Annotated in this window: 22 protein-coding genes; 17 read left to right on the top strand and 5 right to left on the bottom strand. The window is 64.0% G+C overall.

The window, feature by feature from the left end:
* Positions 1 to 99: 99 nt before the first annotated feature.
* Positions 100 to 2265 carry a primosomal protein N' gene (locus tag MUY37_RS05575; protein ID WP_499194390.1) on the bottom strand — a complete coding sequence of 722 codons (2166 nt, stop codon included), beginning with the start codon at positions 2263 to 2265 and terminating at the stop codon, positions 100 to 102.
* 65 nt (positions 2266 to 2330) lie between these two features.
* On the opposite strand from MUY37_RS05575, the gene MUY37_RS05580 reads away from it, so the two are divergent.
* The 11 genes from MUY37_RS05580 to MUY37_RS05630 all read left to right on the top strand — a co-directional run bounded on the left by MUY37_RS05580 (position 2331) and on the right by MUY37_RS05630 (position 11760).
* Positions 2331 to 3026 (top strand): DUF4197 domain-containing protein, encoded by a 696-nt coding sequence (locus tag MUY37_RS05580; protein WP_499194391.1) that lies wholly within the window; start codon positions 2331 to 2333, stop codon positions 3024 to 3026.
* Positions 3027 to 3091: 65 nt separating this feature from the next.
* On the top strand, positions 3092 to 3754 hold the full coding sequence (fsa, locus tag MUY37_RS05585; protein ID WP_499194392.1) for a fructose-6-phosphate aldolase: 663 nt from the start codon (positions 3092 to 3094) through the stop codon (positions 3752 to 3754).
* The gene (gene cobT, locus MUY37_RS05590) at positions 3755 to 5578 is read left to right on the top strand and encodes a cobaltochelatase subunit CobT (RefSeq protein WP_499194393.1); all 1824 of its coding nucleotides are present in this window, start codon (positions 3755 to 3757) and stop codon (positions 5576 to 5578) included.
* Complete coding sequence (locus tag MUY37_RS05595) at positions 5578 to 5988, top strand: hypothetical protein (RefSeq protein WP_499194394.1); 411 nt, start codon at positions 5578 to 5580, stop codon at positions 5986 to 5988. Before cobT ends, MUY37_RS05595 begins: the two co-directional genes overlap by 1 nt.
* Entirely contained in the window at positions 5985 to 6407 is a 423-nt protein-coding gene (locus MUY37_RS05600) for a GNAT family N-acetyltransferase (protein WP_499194395.1), read from the top strand. Before MUY37_RS05595 ends, MUY37_RS05600 begins: the two co-directional genes overlap by 4 nt.
* 2 nt (positions 6408 to 6409) lie before the next feature.
* Positions 6410 to 7081, top strand: coding sequence for a nitroreductase (locus MUY37_RS05605; protein WP_499194396.1), 672 nt, complete (start codon positions 6410 to 6412; stop codon positions 7079 to 7081).
* Between the two features lie 104 nt (positions 7082 to 7185).
* A complete protein-coding gene (gene cysS, locus MUY37_RS05610; protein WP_499194397.1) occupies positions 7186 to 8628 on the top strand; it encodes a cysteine--tRNA ligase in 1443 nt (480 codons plus the stop codon).
* 2 nt (positions 8629 to 8630) lie between these two features.
* A complete protein-coding gene (locus MUY37_RS05615; RefSeq protein ID WP_499194398.1) occupies positions 8631 to 8942 on the top strand; it encodes a DUF559 domain-containing protein in 312 nt (103 codons plus the stop codon).
* 31 nt (positions 8943 to 8973) lie between these two features.
* Positions 8974 to 9912, top strand: coding sequence for a D-2-hydroxyacid dehydrogenase (locus MUY37_RS05620; protein WP_499194399.1), 939 nt, complete (start codon positions 8974 to 8976; stop codon positions 9910 to 9912).
* Positions 9913 to 9961: 49 nt separating this feature from the next.
* On the top strand, positions 9962 to 11395 hold the full coding sequence (locus MUY37_RS05625) for an aldehyde dehydrogenase family protein (RefSeq protein ID WP_499194400.1): 1434 nt from the start codon (positions 9962 to 9964) through the stop codon (positions 11393 to 11395).
* Between the two features lie 104 nt (positions 11396 to 11499).
* On the top strand, positions 11500 to 11760 hold the full coding sequence (locus tag MUY37_RS05630) for a hypothetical protein (protein WP_499194401.1): 261 nt from the start codon (positions 11500 to 11502) through the stop codon (positions 11758 to 11760).
* A 77-nt stretch (positions 11761 to 11837) separates the two neighbouring features.
* On the opposite strand, the gene MUY37_RS05635 is transcribed toward MUY37_RS05630, so the two are convergent.
* Positions 11838 to 12191, bottom strand: coding sequence for a hypothetical protein (locus MUY37_RS05635; protein ID WP_499194402.1), 354 nt, complete (start codon positions 12189 to 12191; stop codon positions 11838 to 11840).
* Complete coding sequence (locus tag MUY37_RS05640; protein WP_499194403.1) at positions 12181 to 12396, bottom strand: hypothetical protein; 216 nt, start codon at positions 12394 to 12396, stop codon at positions 12181 to 12183. Before MUY37_RS05640 ends, MUY37_RS05635 begins: the two co-directional genes overlap by 11 nt.
* 174 nt (positions 12397 to 12570) lie before the next feature.
* Here MUY37_RS05640 and MUY37_RS05645 point away from each other — a divergent pair, with 174 nt between their 5' ends.
* Positions 12571 to 13212 carry a S24 family peptidase gene (locus MUY37_RS05645; RefSeq protein WP_499194404.1) on the top strand — a complete coding sequence of 214 codons (642 nt, stop codon included), beginning with the start codon at positions 12571 to 12573 and terminating at the stop codon, positions 13210 to 13212.
* Here MUY37_RS05645 and MUY37_RS05650 read toward each other — a convergent pair.
* Positions 13209 to 13586, bottom strand: coding sequence for a hypothetical protein (locus tag MUY37_RS05650; protein WP_499194405.1), 378 nt, complete (start codon positions 13584 to 13586; stop codon positions 13209 to 13211). The genes MUY37_RS05645 and MUY37_RS05650 overlap by 4 nt on opposite strands.
* A gap of 120 nt (positions 13587 to 13706) precedes the next feature.
* Here MUY37_RS05650 and MUY37_RS05655 point away from each other — a divergent pair, with 120 nt between their 5' ends.
* Positions 13707 to 14348 carry an MBL fold metallo-hydrolase gene (locus MUY37_RS05655; protein ID WP_499194406.1) on the top strand — a complete coding sequence of 214 codons (642 nt, stop codon included), beginning with the start codon at positions 13707 to 13709 and terminating at the stop codon, positions 14346 to 14348.
* A 234-nt stretch (positions 14349 to 14582) separates the two neighbouring features.
* Here MUY37_RS05655 and MUY37_RS05660 read toward each other — a convergent pair whose 3' ends face one another.
* On the bottom strand, positions 14583 to 14981 hold the full coding sequence (locus MUY37_RS05660; RefSeq protein ID WP_499194407.1) for an MAPEG family protein: 399 nt from the start codon (positions 14979 to 14981) through the stop codon (positions 14583 to 14585).
* 241 nt (positions 14982 to 15222) lie between these two features.
* Between MUY37_RS05660 and rpmF the strand changes: the two genes are divergently transcribed.
* The 4 genes from rpmF to MUY37_RS05680 all read left to right on the top strand — a co-directional run bounded on the left by rpmF (position 15223) and on the right by MUY37_RS05680 (position 17854).
* The gene (rpmF, locus tag MUY37_RS05665) at positions 15223 to 15402 is read left to right on the top strand and encodes a 50S ribosomal protein L32 (protein WP_067464131.1); all 180 of its coding nucleotides are present in this window, start codon (positions 15223 to 15225) and stop codon (positions 15400 to 15402) included.
* 27 nt (positions 15403 to 15429) lie between these two features.
* Positions 15430 to 16467, top strand: coding sequence for a phosphate acyltransferase PlsX (gene plsX / locus MUY37_RS05670; protein ID WP_499194408.1), 1038 nt, complete (start codon positions 15430 to 15432; stop codon positions 16465 to 16467).
* Positions 16464 to 17429, top strand: a complete 966-nt coding sequence (locus MUY37_RS05675; RefSeq protein ID WP_499194409.1) for a beta-ketoacyl-ACP synthase III — start codon at positions 16464 to 16466, stop codon at positions 17427 to 17429. The genes plsX and MUY37_RS05675 overlap by 4 nt, the downstream gene beginning before the upstream one ends.
* Positions 17430 to 17554: 125 nt before the next feature.
* Complete coding sequence (locus tag MUY37_RS05680; protein ID WP_115417952.1) at positions 17555 to 17854, top strand: integration host factor subunit alpha; 300 nt, start codon at positions 17555 to 17557, stop codon at positions 17852 to 17854.
* Positions 17855 to 17858: the final 4 nt, after the last annotated feature.

The raw sequence follows: 17858 nt of genomic DNA on the forward strand, positions 1-17858 counted from the left end.
TGACCCTCAGATTGCAGTCCGTGGTCAACCATTACGTTTGCGCCAAAATGTGCAAGTGCAAATCCGTACCGCGATGGATTTCGCGGTACCGTGTGGTTTTTAGACAAAACTGTAAGGATCCACGTCGACCGCAACGCGCACGCCGGGCGGGTGGTCGACCGCGCCGAGCCAGTGGCGGATGACGTCCTGCAAGTGAACGCTGCGCCGCGCGTTGATGAGGAAGCGGTAGCGGTAGCGGTTGCGGAGCAGCGCCATGGGGGCTGGGGCAGGGCCGAGGATCACGCATTCGGCGACCTGTGGGCGGAAGGCACCGAGCCGGTTGGCGGCCTCGCGCGCTTCGGCATCGTCTTCGGAAGAGATGATAATTGCGGCCCAGCGGCCGAAGGGGGGCGCGCCCGCCTCGCGCCGCATTTCGGTTTCGGCAGAGTAGAAGGCGTCGCGGTCTCCGGCGGCGAGCGCGGCGATAACCGGCGCTTCGGGATGGCGTGTCTGGATCAGCACCTCGCCCGGTTTCGAACCGCGCCCCGCGCGCCCCGCGACCTGTGCCACCTGCTGATAGGTCCGCTCGCCCGCGCGCAGATCGCCGCCTTCCAGGCCGAGATCGGCATCGACAACCCCGACCAGTGTCAGTTCGGGGAAATGGAACCCCTTGGTTACCAATTGTGTGCCGACGATCACGTCGATCTCGCGAGCCTCCACCGCGGCGATGAATTCTGCGGCGCGGCCGGGCGAGTTGAGCGTGTCCGAGGTGGCGACGAACACCCGCGCCTGCGGCAGGCGCTCCGCCACCTCGTCGGCGATCCGTTCCACGCCCGGGCCGCAGGCGACGAGGCAATCGGGCTCGCCGCATTCGGTGCAGGCCTGGGGGGCGGGGGCTTCATGGCCGCAGTGGTGGCAGGCGAGGCGTCGGGTGAAGCGGTGCTCGACCAGCCAGGCGCTGCAATTGGGACATTGATAGCGAAAGCCACAATTGCGGCACAAGGTCAGCGGCGCATAGCCGCGGCGGTTCAAGAACAGCAGCGACTGTTCGCCGCGTTCGAGCCGCTCCTCGATCCCGTCGACCAGCCGCTGGGCCAGCCACATGCCCTGCGGGGGCTTTTCCTCCGTCAGGTCGATCGTGTCGATGCTGGGCAATTGTGCCCCGCCGAACCGGCTGGGCAGGTCGATCTTGGTGTAGACCCCGCTCTCGGCCATCTGCAGGCTTTCGAGCGCGGGCGTGGCACTGGCGAGGACCACCGGCACCTTTTCGAAATGCCCCCGCATCACGGCTACGTCGCGCGCATTGTAGCGCACTCCGTCTTCCTGCTTGAAGCTGGTCTCATGCGCCTCGTCGACGACGATCAGGCCGAGCTTCGCAAAGGGGAGGAACAAGGCCGAACGCGCGCCGACGACGACCTGCGCGCTGCCGTCGGAGACCGCGCGATAGGCGCGGCGGCGCTCGGTCGATTTAAGCGAGGAATGCCACAGCACGGGCGATGCGCCGAAGCGCTCTTCGAAGCGGTGGAGGAAATTCTCCGTCAAGGCGATCTCGGGCAGCAGCACGAGCACCTGACGCCCGATATCAAGTGCCTCGGCGACGGGCTCGAAATAGGTCTCGGTCTTGCCCGATCCGGTCACCCCGTCGAGAAGGAAGGGGGCGAACTCCGCCTTGCGAACGGCCTCGGCGAGAATGTCCGAGGCCGCGCGCTGCTCCGCGCTCAACTCGACATGGGCAAAGTCCGGGCGGGCCGCGTCATAGGGGCGGTCGCAATCGACCTCGACCGGCTCGAGCACGCCCTGATTAACGAGGCCCCGCAGGACCGCCTCGGATACCCCGGCAATACCCGCCAGTTCGCGGATGTTGGCCTGCTCGCCCTCGAGCGCTTCCATCGCCGTCTCCCGCTGCGGGGTCATGCGTTCGGGCATGCCGCCGGTCAGGCGATATTCGGTCATGGTGGCCGGACCCTTCAGAGCACCGCCCGACGACAGCGCCATGCGCGCCACGCTGGCCAGCGAGGCGACATAGTAATCTGCCGTCCATTCGATCAGGCGGCGCAGCGGCGCGGAGAGCGGGGGTATCGGGAGCAATCCCCTCAAATTCCGCAGCTTCCCTACCGGAACCTCGGTGCCGGGCAGCCGTTCAGCCTCCCAGACGATCCCGATCACGGTACGCGGCCCCAGCGGGCATTCGACCACCGAACCGGGTTCGACACGCATCGCGTCGGGCACCTTGTAATCCAAGGGGCCGAGAGCGGCATTGAGGACGAGGCAGCGCACGCGGTTCATGGCCGAGCCATATGGGCGGCGGCAGGCGTGCGAAACAAGGGTGGGATGCAGTGAGGAGCAACGATATGACCGATATTCTCGTGAAACCCACCCGCCGACGCGCTGTCCTTGGCGGTCTGGCCGCAGGCGGCGGGCTGCTGGCCTTGCCCGGCTGCGCAAGCCTGCCCGGTTTCGGCATGGTCGATGCAGTCCAGCGCATCCTCTTCCTTTCGAGCGAGCGCGCCTTCGGCCGGATGCTGCAGGGCGACGGGTTTTGGGATCAGCAGGTCGCGCAGCTTGGGCTGGGTAATCTGCTCGGCACGCGCGGCGACGTAATGACCCGCATCCTCACCTCGGCGCTGTTCAAGAGTCGGCTGGAGGATGCCTTTGCCGATATTGCCTATGAAGGTGCCGAACGCGCGGCCCCGCTGGTGACCGATGCGGTGCGCACCATCGGCGTCCAGAACGCCATCGATCTCGTGCGCGGCGGGCCGACAGCGGCAACCAGTTTTCTGCGCGGATCGATGGGCACCACGCTCGTCGAGGCGATGGTTCCCGAACTCGGCACGGCCATGCGCGTGGCCAGCGATCCGCTGGTGGGCGAGCTTGTGCGCGGTCTAACCGGTGTCGACTTTGCGGGCGCTACCAATCGCCTTGCTACCAATATCGACGACACCATTTGGCGCGAGATCGGCGTAGAGGAAGCTGCCATCCGCCGCGATCCGCAGGCCACGCGCGATCCGCTGATCATCGGTGTGTTCGGCACCGGTGCGGGGTACTAGCCGCACCGCGACTGCATCGCTAAGGCTTGCCGGGAATCGCATTTTCCTTCCGGAGCCACACGCACATGAAATTCTTCGTCGATACCGCCGACATCGCCGACATCAGGGAACTGGCCGATACCGGCCTGCTCGACGGCGTCACCACCAACCCCTCGCTGATTGCCAAATCGGGGCGGGATTTCATGGAGGTGACCAAGGAAATCTGCGGCATCGTCGATGGTCCGGTCAGCGCCGAAGTGGTCGCGCTCGATCATGAAACGATGATGAAAGAGGCCGAAACGTTGCGCAAGATTGCGGACAATGTTTGCATCAAGGTGCCGCTGACGATCGACGGGTTGAAGACCTGCAAGAAGCTGACCAGCGACGGCACCATGGTCAATGTGACGCTGTGCTTTTCCGCCAACCAGGCGCTGCTCGCGGCCAAGGCGGGGGCGACCTTCGTCTCGCCCTTTGTCGGCCGGCATGACGACAACGGCTTCGACGGCATGGCGCTGATCCGCGATATCCGCCTGATCTACGACAACTATCCCGGCTTCACGACCGAGATCCTCGTCGCCAGCATCCGCAACCCTGTCCACGTGCTGGAAAGCGCGCGGATCGGCGCCGACGTCGCGACCATGCCTGCGGGTGTGATCAAGGGCCTGTTCAAGCATGTCCTGACGGACAAGGGGATCGAAGGGTTCCTCAAGGATTGGGAAAAGACCGGCCAGTCGATTCCCACCGCGTAAGTGACCGACCAGACCCCTCTCGATCGCTTCAAGCAGGCGCTGACCGGCGCTGCCCGTGCGCTCGCGCACGAGCCCGAAGTGGAAGTAGCCTGGAGCGCGGATGCCCCGGCGCAGAGCGGCAAGAATTTCCGCGTGCCGCTGCCGGGCCGCAATTTGCCGCGCGACCAGGCGATCGAGGCACGCGGTTTCGCCGACAGCTTCTCGCTCCGCCTGCGCCATCACAACGAGGCGCTGCATGGCAAGGGCGCGCCGCCTGAACCGATCGCGCGGGCCTGCTACGACGCGATCGAGCAGGTCCGCTACGAGGCGATCGGATCGAACCGCTATGCCGGGATCCGCGACAACCTCAATTCGGCTGTCGAACTGCGCACCGCGTCCGACGCCATCGTCCGCGCAGAGGAGGCGAGCGAGGTCCCGCTGCCGACCGCACTTTCGCTGATGCTGCGCGAGGCGCTCACCGGCGAGGCCGTGCCCGAGCGCGCCCGCGCGGGCGTCGAATTGGTGCGCGAGGATATCCTCGCTAAGATCGGCACCGATATGGAAGGGCTGGCCGAAGCGCTCGACGACCAGCGCGCGTTTCAGGACCTGACGCTCGACATGCTGCGGCATCTCGACCTCACCTTGCCCGACAGTCCCGATCCGACCGACGCCGAGGATGGCGACGAGGAAGAGGGCGAAAATCCCGAGGATCAGGAAAGCGACGAGGAAGACGAGGGCGGCGCCGAGCCCGAGGCTGCCGATGCGCGCAGCGAGCTCAGCGACGGCGAGGCCGAAGGCGATGCCGATCAGGAGGTCGAGGGCGAACAGGAAATGTCCGATGGCGATCCGTCGGACGATGGCGAGGAAGGCATGCAGCCCGTCCGCCCCAACCGCCCGTGGACCGACCTGCCCGATACTTTCGAATACAAGGCTTATACGGATAGGTTCGACGAGGAAATCGAAGCGCCCGAACTGTGCGACAATGAGGAGCTGGACCGGCTGCGCGCCTATCTCGACAGCCAGCTTGCAGGCCTTCAGGGCGTGGTCACGCGGCTCGCCAACCGGCTGCAACGCCGCCTTATGGCGCAGCAGAACCGCAGTTGGGATTTCGATCAGGAAGAAGGGCTGCTGGATGCCGCGCGGCTAACCCGCGTGGTCGTCAGCCCCGGCCATGCGCTCTCTTACAAGATGGAGCGCGATACCGAGTTCAAGGACACGGTCGTCACGCTGCTGATCGACAATTCGGGCAGCATGCGCGGGCGGCCGATCAGCATCGCCGCGATCAGCGCCGATATCCTCGCGCGCACGCTGGAGCGCTGCGGCGTGAAGACCGAAATCCTCGGCTTCACCACCCGCGCCTGGAAGGGCGGGCAGAGCCGCGAGGCCTGGCTTGCCGATGGCCGCCCGGCCAATCCCGGCCGCCTCAACGACCTGCGCCATATCCTCTACAAGAAGGCCGACGAGCCCTGGCGCCGCGCGCGCCGCAATCTCGGCCTGATGATGCGCGAGGGGCTGCTCAAGGAAAATATCGATGGCGAGGCGCTGCTCTGGGCGCATGACCGCCTGCTCCGCCGCCCCGAAGACCGCCGAATCCTGATGGTGATTTCGGACGGCGCCCCGGTCGACGACAGCACGCTCAGCGTAAACCAGGCGGGCTATCTCGAAGGGCACCTGCGCAAGGTAATCGACTGGATCGAGAAGCAATCGCCCGTGCAATTGGCCGCGATCGGGATCGGGCATGACGTGACCCGCTATTACAAGCGTTCGGTGACCATTATGGACGTCGAGCAGTTGGGCGGGACGATTATCGAGCAACTGGCCGATTTGTTCGAGGTGGAGGGGTGATGAGACATCGCAGCGAGACTCCGCTTGCATGGTTTTCGCTGTTCGCCACGTCGGTACATTTCGTGCTCGAGACCTGGTACCATCTTGTGTGGGGCCAGCCGCTCCAGGCCTTGGTCGTCGATTACATCGGCAATGTCTTGATGTTCGGCGGGGCCATCGCTTCGCTCCGCCTGCGCCCTCGCAGTGCCGCCGGTTTGCTGGCAGGCGCGTGGTGCTTCTACCTTGGCTTTGGCTGGCGCAGCGTCTTCGGGCGTTTCGAATTGCTGCAGCAGGGCAAGGCTGCGGTTAACGGCGAGGCCAGCTTCGTCCTGCCTCTGATCGCCTTCGGTCTGGTGGTCGTGGCGATCTGCATGGTCTGGGCGCTGTGGCTGGCATGGCGACAGGCGACCGAGAGTAGCGGCGCGGAATGAGCCCGGAGGTGACAATCCGTTTGCTGGGGCTCGGCGACGAAGCGCTTGTCGAGGCCGCTGCCCAATTGTTCGACCATAAACCGCTTCCCGAGCAGACACGTGCTTTTCTCGCCAGCGATCGCGAGTTTATGTGGCTCGCCCTCAAGGAAGGCCTTCCGGTGGGCTTCGTCAGTGCGACCAGCATCCTCCACCCCGACAAGCCGCCCCATCTTTTCGTCAACGAACTTGCGACGCATCAGGACCATTGGCGGCGAGGCATCGCGACCCGACTGATGCGAGTAGTCGAGCAGTTCGGCCGCGAGAATGACCTCTGGCCAATCTGGGTCGCTGCCGAGGGTGACGACGCGCAGGCGATCTCCTTCTACCGATCGCTTGGAGACATGGAGGAACGCGGTGCGACCGTGTTCGAATGGGAGTGACAATGAACGTAACCGAAGCCGTCCAGACCCGCCGCTCCGTCCGCGCCTTTACCGACCAGCCAGTCGAGCGTGAGGTGCTCACCCGCATCCTCGAGAAGGCGCAGCGCTCGCCGTCAGGCGGGAACACCCAGCCATGGCACGGCATCGTCCTCACCGGTGAGCCAATGCAGGCGCTCTTCGCGCGGATCACGCAGGAATTTCCCAAGGGACGCGAGGCGCACAAGCCCGAATACCATATCTACCCGCCCGAACTCGATGGTCGCTACGAAGAACGCCGCTTCGGTGTAGGCGAGGACCTGTACGGCGCGCTCGAGATCTCCCGCGAGGAGAAGGGCAAGCGTCTCATGTGGTTTGCTGAAAACTTCCGCGCCTTCGGGGCGCCGGTGCTGATGCTGGTCCACACGCCCAAATATATGGGGCCGCCGCAGTGGAGCGATATCGGCATGTGGCTGCAGACCATCGGCCTGCTGTGCCGCGAGGAGGGGCTCGACACCTGCTTTCAGGAAGCCTGGGCGGTCTATTCCCCGCAAATCCGCGAAGTGGTCGATATCCCCGAGGACCATACCTTTTTCTGCGGAGTGGCGATCGGTTACCGCGATGCGCAGGCGGCTGTGAACAATTTCGACGTCAAACGTGCCCCGCTGGACGAGAGCGTGCGCTGGGAGGGGTGGTAATTTCCATCGTCATCCCAGCGCAAGCTGGGATCGTTCTCCACCAAGTGCCAGCCCGACAGCGATCCCAGCTTGCGCTGGGATGACGGGATAGTATCAGGCCCCGCATGACCGACACGCCGCTCAAACTGTTCAACTCGCTGACTCGCGCAATCGAAGTCTTCGAGCCCGTCCATGAAGGCGAGGCGCGCGTCTATTCCTGCGGGCCAACGGTCTACAACTACCAACATATCGGCAATATGCGCGCCTATGTGTTCGCCGACACGCTGGGGCGGGTGTTGCAGTGGAAGGGCTACGAGCTCACCCATGTCATCAACATCACCGATGTCGGCCACCTCACCTCGGATGCGGATGAGGGCGAGGACAAGATGGAGCGGATGGCGGCGAAGGAGGGCAAATCCGCCTGGGACATCGCCAAGTTCTATCAGGAGGATTTCGAGCGCGACCTAGCGCGGTTGAACGTCCAGTCCAAACAGCACCCGCGCGCGACCGATTATGTCGAGGCGATGATCGCCTGGGGCGAGAAGATCGCAGACAAGCACTGCTACGAACTCGATAGCGGGCTCTACTTCGACGTCTCGACGGTTGCCGATTACGGCCGCCTTGCACGTGCCGTCACCGAAGACGGCGAGGGCCGGATCGACACGGTCGAGGGCAAGCGCAACGCCGCCGATTTCGCCATCTGGCGCAAGACCCCGGCGGGCGAAACGCGGCAGATGGAATGGGACAGCCCCTGGGGCAAGGGCGCGCCCGGCTGGCATCTCGAATGCTCGGTTATGGGCGAGAAGCTGCTCGGCTTCCCCTTCGACATCCACACCGGCGGGATCGATCACCGCGAAATCCACCACCCCAACGAAATTGCGCAGAACCAGGCCTATTGCTGCACTGGCGGGCTGGACGACGCCGCCCATTCGGGCGCGAAGATCTGGATGCACAACAACTTCCTCGTCGAGCGCAGCGGCAAGATGTCGAAAAGCGCGGGCGAGTTCCTGCGGCTGCAACTGCTGGTCGACAAGGGCTATCACCCGCTCGCTTACCGCATGATGTGCCTGCAGGCGCATTACCGCAGCGAGCTGGAGTTCTCTTGGGAGGGGCTGGGCGCCGCGCTCACGCGGCTCAAGCGCATCGTGATGGCGGTAGAGCGGCTGGCCGATGCCGCGCCCGGTGATCCTTCGCACCAGAAATTCGCCCCCATGCGCGCGAAGTTCGCCGAGGCCGTTTCGGATGATCTCAACACCGCTGTCGCGCTGGTCGCTCTCGAAGAGGCGCTCGCGGTCAAGAAGGTCGATGCGGGCGTCGAGCGCGCGGTAATCGAGGATATGGACGCCGTCCTCGGCCTCGGCCTGTTCGGTCTGACGCGCACCGATCTGCGCATCCGCCCGAAAGGCGCGCAGATCACTGAGGCCGAAATCGAGGCCGAGCTGATTCGCCGCAAGGAGGCCCGCATGGCCAAAGATTTCGCCACTTCGGACGCGATTCGCGAAAGCCTTGGGGAAAAAGGTGTCGAGGTGATGGACGGCGACCCGCTCGGTTGGGAATGGAAGCTCTGACCATGGCCGATCCGCAGACCCTCCTCTGGCAGCATCTCAAGGATATGCCCAAGGGCCTGCAATTCGTCCGCGACCACGAGGCGGAGGGCTTCGTTCTCCCGCTCTATTGTGCCGAGGCGCATCTCGCGATCGAAGTCCGCGAGGATCCGTTCAAGCCGAAGAACGACAGCGAGCGCGAACGCTGGCAGGAAAAGCACCGCGTCGACATCATGCAGGTCCCGCCCAGCCACGTGCGGCGCAATGCCAGCGACGTCGCCGCAGCGATCGTCGACATCGCCAGCCGCCGCAAGGAACGGTTTGCGAAAAGTATCTGAAGCGGCAATTGATGGCATCGAGGAGAATTCGATGACCAAAGCCGTCCTGTCCGCCCTGATCCGCCCGCTGGTCGAACCGCGTCTGCCCGAATGGGTCGAGCCGCTGTGGTTCGCGAGTAACGAGCAGGCGCTCGAATATGCGCCGGAGGCGGAGATCGGCTGGTTCGACCTGAACGAGAAAGAACCAATGGCGGAGATCGCGCGCGCCGCGACCGGTCTCAAGTGGATGAATTCGATCTATGCCGGGCTCGATTTCATGCCGCTCGACCTGCTCAAGGAACGCGGCGTGACGGTTACCAACGGCGTCGGCATCAACGCGATCACCATCGCCGAATATGTCGTCATGCTGATGCTTGCCCATGCCAAGGGGTATCGCGAGGTGGTACGCGCGCAGGAGCGGCACGAATGGCTGCTCGACAGCCCGGGCAAGCGCGAGCTTTCGGGTGAGCGCGTGCTGTTGCTGGGCCTCGGCGCGATCGGTCAATTGGTGAAGACCCGGCTCGAGGCTTTCGACATGAAGGTCGTGCCCGTGCGCCGCTCAGGTGCGGAAGGGGCGCTGAGGCCAGGCGAATGGCGCGAGAAGCTGGGCGAATTCGACTGGGTCGTGCTCGCGGTTCCATCCACGCCCGAGACCAGGCACATGATCGGCGCGATGGAACTTGCTGCGATGCGCCCCAATGGGGTGCTGGTGAACATCGCGCGCGGCGATGTGGTCGATCAAGAGGCGCTGGTCGAGGCGCTGAAGGAACAGAAGATCGAGGCCGCACTGCTCGATGTGACCGAACCCGAGCCGTTGCCCGAAGACCATCCGCTGTGGGAGCTCGACAATGCGCAGGTGACCATGCACCTGTCGGGCCGCGCCCAGACCAAGATGTTTCAGCGCAGTGCGGATCGCTTCATCGAGAATCTCGAGCGTTGGCGGACCGGAGAGCCGGTTCAGCCGCAACTGGACCTCGACCTCGGATACTGACGGAACGTCCGCTGGGCTGCCTCCGTTCTGGTGGTGAACAGGAGACGCCATGCCCACGCTCAAGGATACCTACCCGCTCTACCTCAACAACACAGCCGCGCAGCCCAACACCGATCTGGAGGTGACCGACAAGTTCACCGGCGAGGTCGCCTTCCGCACCGCGCTGGCCAGCCCCGAGGTGATCGACGCGGCGATCGCGGGGGCGGTCAGGGCCACCGAGCCCATGGCGCGGCTCGCGAGTTACGAGCGCAAGGCCGTGCTGGACCATTGCGTCGCGCGCTTTCGCGAACGTTTCGACGAACTGGCCTATGCGCTCTGCGTCGAGGCTGGCAAGCCGATCAACGATTCCGAAGGGGAGGTCACCCGGCTGATCGATACCTTTCAGATCGCCGCCGAGGAATCGACCCGCATGTATGGCGAGGTGATGCCGCTCGATATCTCGCAGCGCGCGAAGGGCTACCAGTCGATCTGGAAGCGCGTGCCCATCGGGCCGTGCAGCTTCATCTCGCCGTTCAATTTCCCGCTCAATCTTGCCGCGCACAAGATCGCGCCCGCCATCGCGGTCGGCTGCCCTTTCGTGATGAAGCCCGCGAGCAAGACGCCCTTGGGCGCGCTCATCATCGGAGAAATCCTCGCCGAGACCGACTTGCCCGAGGGCGCTTTCTCCATTCTGCCCGCAAGCCGCGACGGGGCCGACCTGTTCACGGTGGACGAGCGGCTGAAGTTGCTCAGCTTCACCGGCTCGCCCGCAGTCGGATGGGAGCTCAAGGCGCGCTGTGGCAAGAAAAAGGTCGTGCTCGAACTCGGCGGCAATGCCGCGGTTGTGGTCGACCACGATGCCGATCTCGACGATGCGCTCGAACGGATCATCTTCGGCGCTTTCTACCAGAGCGGGCAGAGCTGCATCGGCGTGCAGCGCATCCTGATTCACGAGGATGTCTATGATCGGTTCAAGGACATGCTGGTCGAGAAGACCAAGGGCCTCGTTGCAGGCGATCCCAAGGACCGGGATACGTTCATCGGCCCGATGATCTCCGAAGGCGAGGCCAAGCGCCTCAAGGGCTGGATCGACGAGGCGGTCGAGGGCGGGGCGAGCCTGCTCACCGGCGGCGGATGCGAGGGCAATATGCTCGAGGCGACGCTGCTCGAAGATGTGCACAAGGACGCCAAGGCGCTCAATGAAGAAGCCTTCGGCCCGCTCGCGATCCTGCAGAAGTTCGGCGATTTCGGCGAGGCGCTCGCCGAAGTGAATCGCTCGACCTTCGGCCTGCAGGCCGGTATCTTCACGCGCGACCTGTTCAAGATGTTCGATGCCTGGGACCGGCTCGAGGTCGGCGGCGTGGTGATTAACGACGTCCCCAGCTACCGCGTCGACAACATGCCCTATGGCGGCGTGAAGGACTCCGGCCTCGGCCGCGAAGGCATCCGCTTCGCGATGGAGGACATGACCGAGATCCGGAACCTGGTGATCCGGCGGGGGTGACTAGGGGTGGCGGAGGGCCGATTAGCGCTTTGGCTGCCTGAAAGCGGTTATTCCGCTACCGACCCGATTGCGGTCATCTGCGAAAACGTGAGAAAAGCGGCACGATGGTCAAATACATCTATTTGCAGCCCGATGAGCAAATGCCAGAAGTAGCTGACGAGGATGCGTGGCTTATCGTCGAAGCAAGCGATGATGGTCGCTTCTTTGGCTCCGGTTACGGTTTCAAGGCGTCGGGTGAGGGCGTGTTTTACGCCTCCTCAGCAGAGAGCGATGTTACTCTGGAAGCGGCACTCGCCGCAGCGACTGAGTGGGCGCGTGAGCGAGGTGTCCCGACAATCTGGGTTCAGACAAGTCCGGCCCTGTGAATGTCTACTTACCACCCCAATTGCCGACATTCCGAGTGAAGCTTGAGGGCCGCAAACAGACGCCTGCACCGCTCGCCTCACCCCTCTTCCAGAAGCAGCAAATCGCACTGGACCACCAGCCGCGGCTCGGGCGCCATACGATGTTCGACCTCGATCACGCCCGCATCGGCCACCAGCTGGCCGGGGATGGCGAATTCGTGGTCGGGCAGGTCGGCGACGAATTGTTCCCCCGCTTCCACCGCCTGCTCGCCTGCGAACAAGATTGCGAGGCTGTGCCGCGTGCCCGCGAAGGTGATGCTCGCCCACGCCTTCTCGGTATGCGTGAGGACCTGTCCACGATGCTGGTGCAGGTCCGCCAGCGCGGCGCGCACGCGATCGGCGGCGGTGCGGCGTGTGCGCGGCGGCTGGGGTGGGGTGTTCTCATCCGACATGCGCGGTCTCCTGTTCGCGGACGACCTCGCGCGCGGCAGCGTATCGAGCCATGAACCCCTGAATACGTTGTTCGGTACGGTCGCGCGGTTCGCGGCCCATGCGCAGGTCGAGCACGAAGCGCGGATCGTGCGCGGCCAGGCGGCCGAATTTGGTTGCCGCCATCTCGTGCTGGCGGAGAAATTTCTCGATGGAACGGATCAGCATGTCGGGCTCCCCTAATGATGGCCGAAAGTGGCGATTCGCTGCATGTGTTCCGTTTATGTTCCAATCGAAATCCTACTTGTCTAGGAAAAATCCTATGCTATAGGAATTTTCTCGCATGGTGGACTTCAGCGTCCTTTTAGCAGGGTGCGAGTGGAGCGGCAGGAGGTGCAGGATATGGCTGACGTCATGACGCCCGAGCGCGCTCGGCTGGTCGAGCTGGCCGAGGCTGGGCGTACGAGCCTTGCCTCGCTTTCGGCGATGTTGGGGCGCAATCCCAGCTATTTGCAGCAATTCGTGCGCAAGGGCAGCCCCCGCAAGCTGGAGGAGGCTGACCGGCGCAAACTGGCCGAATTTTTCAGCGTGAGCGAGGTTGAGCTGGGGGCCGACCCGGAACACCTTCGCCCCTACGATGCGGACGATTTCATTGCCGTGCCACGCCTGCCGCTCGACGCGTCGGCCGGGCCGGGCGCCTTTTCGGCCGAGGAAATTTCCTTCGACAGCTACCGTTTCAGCCGCCGCTGGCTGCGCGAGATGGGGCTGGAGGGTGCCGATTTGACCGCAATCCGGGTCGAGGGCGACAGCATGGAGCCGGTCTTGCGCAGCGGCGACGAGATTTTTGTCGACCGGCGCAAGCGTTCAGGCGAGGGCATCCATGTGGTCCGCATCGGCGATGTCCTGCACGTCAAGCAGGTCCAGGCCAGCGCCCCGGGCCGCATCACCCTTATCAGTGCAAACGACAGTTATGCCCCGATCGACCTCGCGCGCGAGGAGGTCGAGGTGATCGGCCGCGTGGTCTGGAAAGGGGGGCGGGTCTAACCCGGCCGCCTTATGTAATCTTCCGACTGCAGCGTCAGCATATAGTCGGCGATAAGCTCGATATCCTCTTCCACCAGGTCGACATCCATCTGCATCGGATAGTTATGCGCATCGGTGAGGAAGGTCACCAGCGTGTCGCGTGTCAGGCCGGGGCTGTTGGCAATGTCGGCGAAGCCGGGGGCCTGCGGATTGGGCGAAACGGCATTGTCTTGCACCGCATGGCATTCCCCGCAGATCGCAATGACATAGGTCGGCGCTGCATCCTCGTCGGCGGCAGCCGTCGCTGCGTCCGGTAAGGGCGCCGACGGGACATCATAGGTCTGGCAGGCTGCCACCGGCAGCGAGGCTGCAAGAATCGCTGCGATATGTCTCATCCGTTCGCTCCTTCGCGCGTATCATGCCATTATGCCGCAGATGCGGCTTGTTTTCGATGACGAGGCCGACCATTTTCCCCGGCAATGGAAAACAGCAAACAAACTCCCGCCGCACCGCCGATGAAAGCCGGAATCGTGCCTGTGACCCCGTTGCAGCAGAACTGCTCTTTGATCTGGTGCACCGCGACCAACAAGGGGGCATTGGTCGATCCGGGCGGCGATCTCGACAAGCTGAAGGCGGCAGTCGCCAAGACCGGGGTGGAACTGGAAAAGATTCTCATCACCCACGGCCATATCGACCATTGCGGCGAAGCTGGCGTGCTGGCGAAGGAACTGGGCCTGAAAATCGAAGGCCCGCACGAAGCCGATCGCTTCTGGATCAGCCGCCTGGACGAGGATGGCGCAAAATACGGCGTCAACGGACAGGTGTTTGAGCCTGACCGCTGGCTGGAGGATGGCGACACGGTCACCGTGGGCGATCTGACGCTGGAGGTAATCCACTGCCCTGGACACACGCCCGGCCATGTCGTGTTCTTCCACAGGCCGAGCAAATTCGCCATCGTCGGCGACGTGTTGTTCCAGGGCAGCATCGGCCGGACTGATTTCCCGATGGGCAACCATCAGGATCTGATCGACGCGATCACGCAGAAGCTCTGGCCGCTGGGCGACGACGTTACCTTCATCCCCGGCCACGGCCCGACCAGCACCTTCGGGCAGGAGCGCAAGACCAACGCCTTCGTGAGCGATTACGCGTTAAGTTGATGGCGTCTGTCCGCGCCTGACTGCGTCAGCCGCTGCGCACTGTTCCTGCCCTCTCCCCCACCCGGCCACCCACGGCACGGTATTCTATGGGTGGCCGGGTGGGGGAGAGGGTAGGCCAGGCAAGGGCCGGACGGAGGTCCGGCACGTACGCAACACAGACTCCGGGTGGGGGCGTGGGCTGGTGCCGCAAGCCTTCGACGGATGTCGAAGGCGCACCCAACAAGGACTCCTCTCCTACATAACCCCCATCGCGATCAGCGTGGCGACAACCGCCAGGCCGAGCAGCGTCAGCATGGTGATCAGCACACCGATCATACGCGGCTTGGTGCCGGTTTCCGCGTCCATGCCGAACCCATGCGCCACACGGCCGAGCATGTAGATGCCTGCGACCCAGGCCAGCCAAGGATCGCCGCGACCCGACAATTCGATCGCCGCGATGAGGACGAGCACGAAGGGCGTGTTCTCGACGAAATTGAGCTGTGCGCGCATCCGCCGCGTCAGCGGGCCGCCTCCATCGTCGCCATGAATGGTCTTGGTGACCCCGCGCATCTGCCCGACGCGTACCGCCAGCCAAAGATTGATGATTGCGGCCGCTGCCGCTGCGGTGAGTGTAACCGGCAGAAAAATACCCATGCGATCCCTCCCTTGTGATTGTGTCTGATGCGACCCATCTGGAGTGCTAGGGCGAAGCATCCTGTCGTGCAACGCCGCCCATTCGGCGAGACGGGTTGCGTCCCCTGAGAATTTCGCTATAGCGCGCGCCTTCACCGCCACGGTCGGGATATTCGGGTTCACGCGCTCTTGCGGCGTGCCGGACCTTCCCCTAGGGCGGCCACCGAAATTGATTGTAATTGTTTGAGGAACAGGTGCCGCCATGGCCGTCCCCAAGAGGAAAGTATCGCCCCACCGTCGCGGCAACCGCCGTGCGCATGATTCGCTTAAGGTCGAAGCGCATCACGAGTGCTCGAACTGCGGTGAACTCAAGCGTCCGCACAATCTGTGCCCGCACTGCGGATATTATAACGGCCGCGAAATCATCGCCGTCGGTCTGTAAGACCGTCAGTCTAGCCGGAGTTTGCGCATGAGCCTGCCGCGTATCGCTGTCGACGCGATGGGCGGGGATGAGGGCGTGCGTGTGATGGTCGATGGTGCCGCCATGGCCCGTCGCCGTCACGACAAGTTCAAATTCCTGCTGGTCGGCGACGAAACGCGGATCAAGGCCGCGCTCGAAACGCATCCCGGCATGGCCGGGGCTTCCGAGATCCTGCATTGCGACGACGTGGTCGGCGGCGACGAGCTGCCGAGCCGCGCGTTGCGCCGTGCCAAGACCACCAGCATGGGCCTTGCGGTCAATGCGGTGAAACAGGGCGATGCGGGCGCTGCCGTGTCCGCGGGCAATACCGGCGCGCTGATGGCGATGAGCAAGCTTGCCCTGCGTACCATGCCGGGGCTCGACCGTCCCGCGCTCGCGGCGCTGCTCCCGACGCTGACCGATGACGACGTGGTCATGCTCGACCTCGGCGCGAACCGCGAATGCGACGCGCGTAATCTCGTCCAGTTCGCGATCATGGGGGCCGCCTATTCGCGCATCGTGACGGGCCGCGAACGTCCGCGCACGCGCCTGCTCAACATCGGCACCGAAGAAACCAAGGGCACCGAGGATATCCAGGCCGCCGCCGAAACATTGCGAGCCGCCACCGGGCTGGCCATGGATTTCGAAGGCTATGTCGAAGCCGACAAGATCAACCGCGGCGATGTCGACGTGGTGGTGACCGACGGTTTCTCCGGCAATATCGCATTGAAGGCGATCGAAGGCACCGCGCGCTTCGTCACCGACCTGCTGCGCACCGCCTTCACCAGTTCGCTGCGTTCGAAGATCGGCTTCCTCGTCTCGCGCCCGGCGACCGAATTGCTCAAGCACCATCTCGACCCGAACAATCACAATGGCGCGGTATTCCTCGGCCTCAACGGCGTGGTGGTGAAAAGCCACGGCAGCGCCAATGCCAAGGGCGTCGCCAATGCGGTCGAAGTGGCCGCGCGCCTGCTGGAGGACGATATCACCAACCGCATCAAGCAGGATCTCGGCGCAATCGAATCCGCGAGCGTGGCGGCGAAATGATCCGCTCGGTCATCACCGGCACGGGGTCGGCGCTGCCCCGCACCTGCGTTACCAATGCCGACCTTGCGGAGCGTGTCGATACCAGCGACGAGTGGATCGTCGAGCGTACCGGCATCCGCCAGCGCTATATCGCTCAAGAGGACGAGACAACCTCCAGCCTCGCCACCGAAGCCGCGCGTGCCGCATTGGAGACGGCGGGTGTCGATGCGTCCGAGATCGGCCTTATCATCCTCGCCACGGCGACCCCCGACCATACCTTTCCCGCAACCGCCACTCAGGTTCAGGCCGCGCTCGGCTGCGGCGGCGGAGTGGCCTTCGACGTGCAGGCGGTATGTTCGGGCTTTCTCTATGCGCTGGCCACGGCGGATTCGCTGCTGCGTACGGGAATGGCCACAAAGGCGCTGGTGATCGGTTCTGAAACCTTCAGCCGCATTCTCGACTGGGAGGACCGCACGACCTGCGTTCTGTTCGGCGACGGTGCGGGCGCGGTCGTGCTCGAGGCGCAGAACGTGGCCGAGGACGGGCCGGGCATCTTGTCGAGCCGCTTGCACGCCGATGGCCAGCACAAGGACATGCTCTATGTCGATGGCGGCCCGTCCACGACGGGCACGGTCGGCCATTTGCGGATGAGGGGGCGCGAGGTGTTCCGCCATGCGGTGGTCAACCTTGCCGAAGTGCTCAGGGAAGTGCTCGGCGATGCGGGCCGGGACGCTGGCGATATCGACTGGGTCGTGCCCCACCAAGCCAATGCCCGCATTCTCGATGCCACGGCGCGCAAGCTCGACCTGCCGGCCGAAAAGGTCGTCGTCACGGTCGATCGGCATGCCAACACCTCGGCTGCGTCGGTACCGCTGGCGCTGGATACAGCCGTGCGCGATGGACGGATCAAGCGCGGCGATTTGGTCATGTTAGAAGCGATGGGTGGGGGCTTCACCTGGGGCGCGTCGCTGGTTCGCATGTAGTTGGCGTTCGGCGATCTCCTCCGGGGTTTGCCAGACGCGCCGCAAATCCCTATATTGCTTGGTGAACTTCGAGATGGCTCGTATTCTCGCTCAGGGTCGCTTCTGACGGGAAGGATAGAATGGATATGATGCGTTCCGTAGGCACGCTAACCCGGGCCGATCTGGCCGAAACGATCAATCGAAAGATGGGGCTCAGCCGGGCGGATTCGCTCGAGCTGGTCGAAGCGATCCTCGCCAAGATGTGCGATGCGTTGGCCGATGGCGAGAATGTGAAGATTTCCGGCTTCGGAAGTTTCGTGCTGCGCGACAAGAGCGAGCGCGTCGGACGCAATCCCAAGACCGGGATCGAAGTGCCGATTACACCGCGCCGTGTGATGACTTTCCGGGCCAGCCAATTGCTCAAAGAGCGTATTGCGAACGGTTGAAACC

It is taken from the genome of Qipengyuania sp. ABI-127-1 (assembly GCA_022953095.1).
Classification (GTDB): domain Bacteria; phylum Pseudomonadota; class Alphaproteobacteria; order Sphingomonadales; family Sphingomonadaceae; genus Qipengyuania.

Coding starts and splice junctions, on each gene's coding strand:
- MUY37_RS05575 (WP_499194390.1), bottom strand. CDS start 2,265: ATGAACCGCGTGCGCTGCCTCGTCCTCAATGCCGCTCTCGGCCCCTTG.
- MUY37_RS05580 (WP_499194391.1), top strand. CDS start 2,331: ATGACCGATATTCTCGTGAAACCCACCCGCCGACGCGCTGTCCTTGGC.
- fsa (WP_499194392.1), top strand. CDS start 3,092: ATGAAATTCTTCGTCGATACCGCCGACATCGCCGACATCAGGGAACTG.
- MUY37_RS05595 (WP_499194394.1), top strand. CDS start 5,578: ATGAGACATCGCAGCGAGACTCCGCTTGCATGGTTTTCGCTGTTCGCC.
- MUY37_RS05600 (WP_499194395.1), top strand. CDS start 5,985: ATGAGCCCGGAGGTGACAATCCGTTTGCTGGGGCTCGGCGACGAAGCG.
- MUY37_RS05605 (WP_499194396.1), top strand. CDS start 6,410: ATGAACGTAACCGAAGCCGTCCAGACCCGCCGCTCCGTCCGCGCCTTT.
- cysS (WP_499194397.1), top strand. CDS start 7,186: ATGACCGACACGCCGCTCAAACTGTTCAACTCGCTGACTCGCGCAATC.
- MUY37_RS05615 (WP_499194398.1), top strand. CDS start 8,631: ATGGCCGATCCGCAGACCCTCCTCTGGCAGCATCTCAAGGATATGCCC.
- MUY37_RS05620 (WP_499194399.1), top strand. CDS start 8,974: ATGACCAAAGCCGTCCTGTCCGCCCTGATCCGCCCGCTGGTCGAACCG.
- MUY37_RS05625 (WP_499194400.1), top strand. CDS start 9,962: ATGCCCACGCTCAAGGATACCTACCCGCTCTACCTCAACAACACAGCC.
- MUY37_RS05630 (WP_499194401.1), top strand. CDS start 11,500: ATGGTCAAATACATCTATTTGCAGCCCGATGAGCAAATGCCAGAAGTA.
- MUY37_RS05635 (WP_499194402.1), bottom strand. CDS start 12,191: ATGTCGGATGAGAACACCCCACCCCAGCCGCCGCGCACACGCCGCACC.
- MUY37_RS05640 (WP_499194403.1), bottom strand. CDS start 12,396: ATGCTGATCCGTTCCATCGAGAAATTTCTCCGCCAGCACGAGATGGCG.
- MUY37_RS05645 (WP_499194404.1), top strand. CDS start 12,571: ATGGCTGACGTCATGACGCCCGAGCGCGCTCGGCTGGTCGAGCTGGCC.
- MUY37_RS05650 (WP_499194405.1), bottom strand. CDS start 13,586: ATGAGACATATCGCAGCGATTCTTGCAGCCTCGCTGCCGGTGGCAGCC.
- MUY37_RS05655 (WP_499194406.1), top strand. CDS start 13,707: ATGAAAGCCGGAATCGTGCCTGTGACCCCGTTGCAGCAGAACTGCTCT.
- MUY37_RS05660 (WP_499194407.1), bottom strand. CDS start 14,981: ATGGGTATTTTTCTGCCGGTTACACTCACCGCAGCGGCAGCGGCCGCA.
- rpmF (WP_067464131.1), top strand. CDS start 15,223: ATGGCCGTCCCCAAGAGGAAAGTATCGCCCCACCGTCGCGGCAACCGC.
- plsX (WP_499194408.1), top strand. CDS start 15,430: ATGAGCCTGCCGCGTATCGCTGTCGACGCGATGGGCGGGGATGAGGGC.
- MUY37_RS05675 (WP_499194409.1), top strand. CDS start 16,464: ATGATCCGCTCGGTCATCACCGGCACGGGGTCGGCGCTGCCCCGCACC.
- MUY37_RS05680 (WP_115417952.1), top strand. CDS start 17,555: ATGATGCGTTCCGTAGGCACGCTAACCCGGGCCGATCTGGCCGAAACG.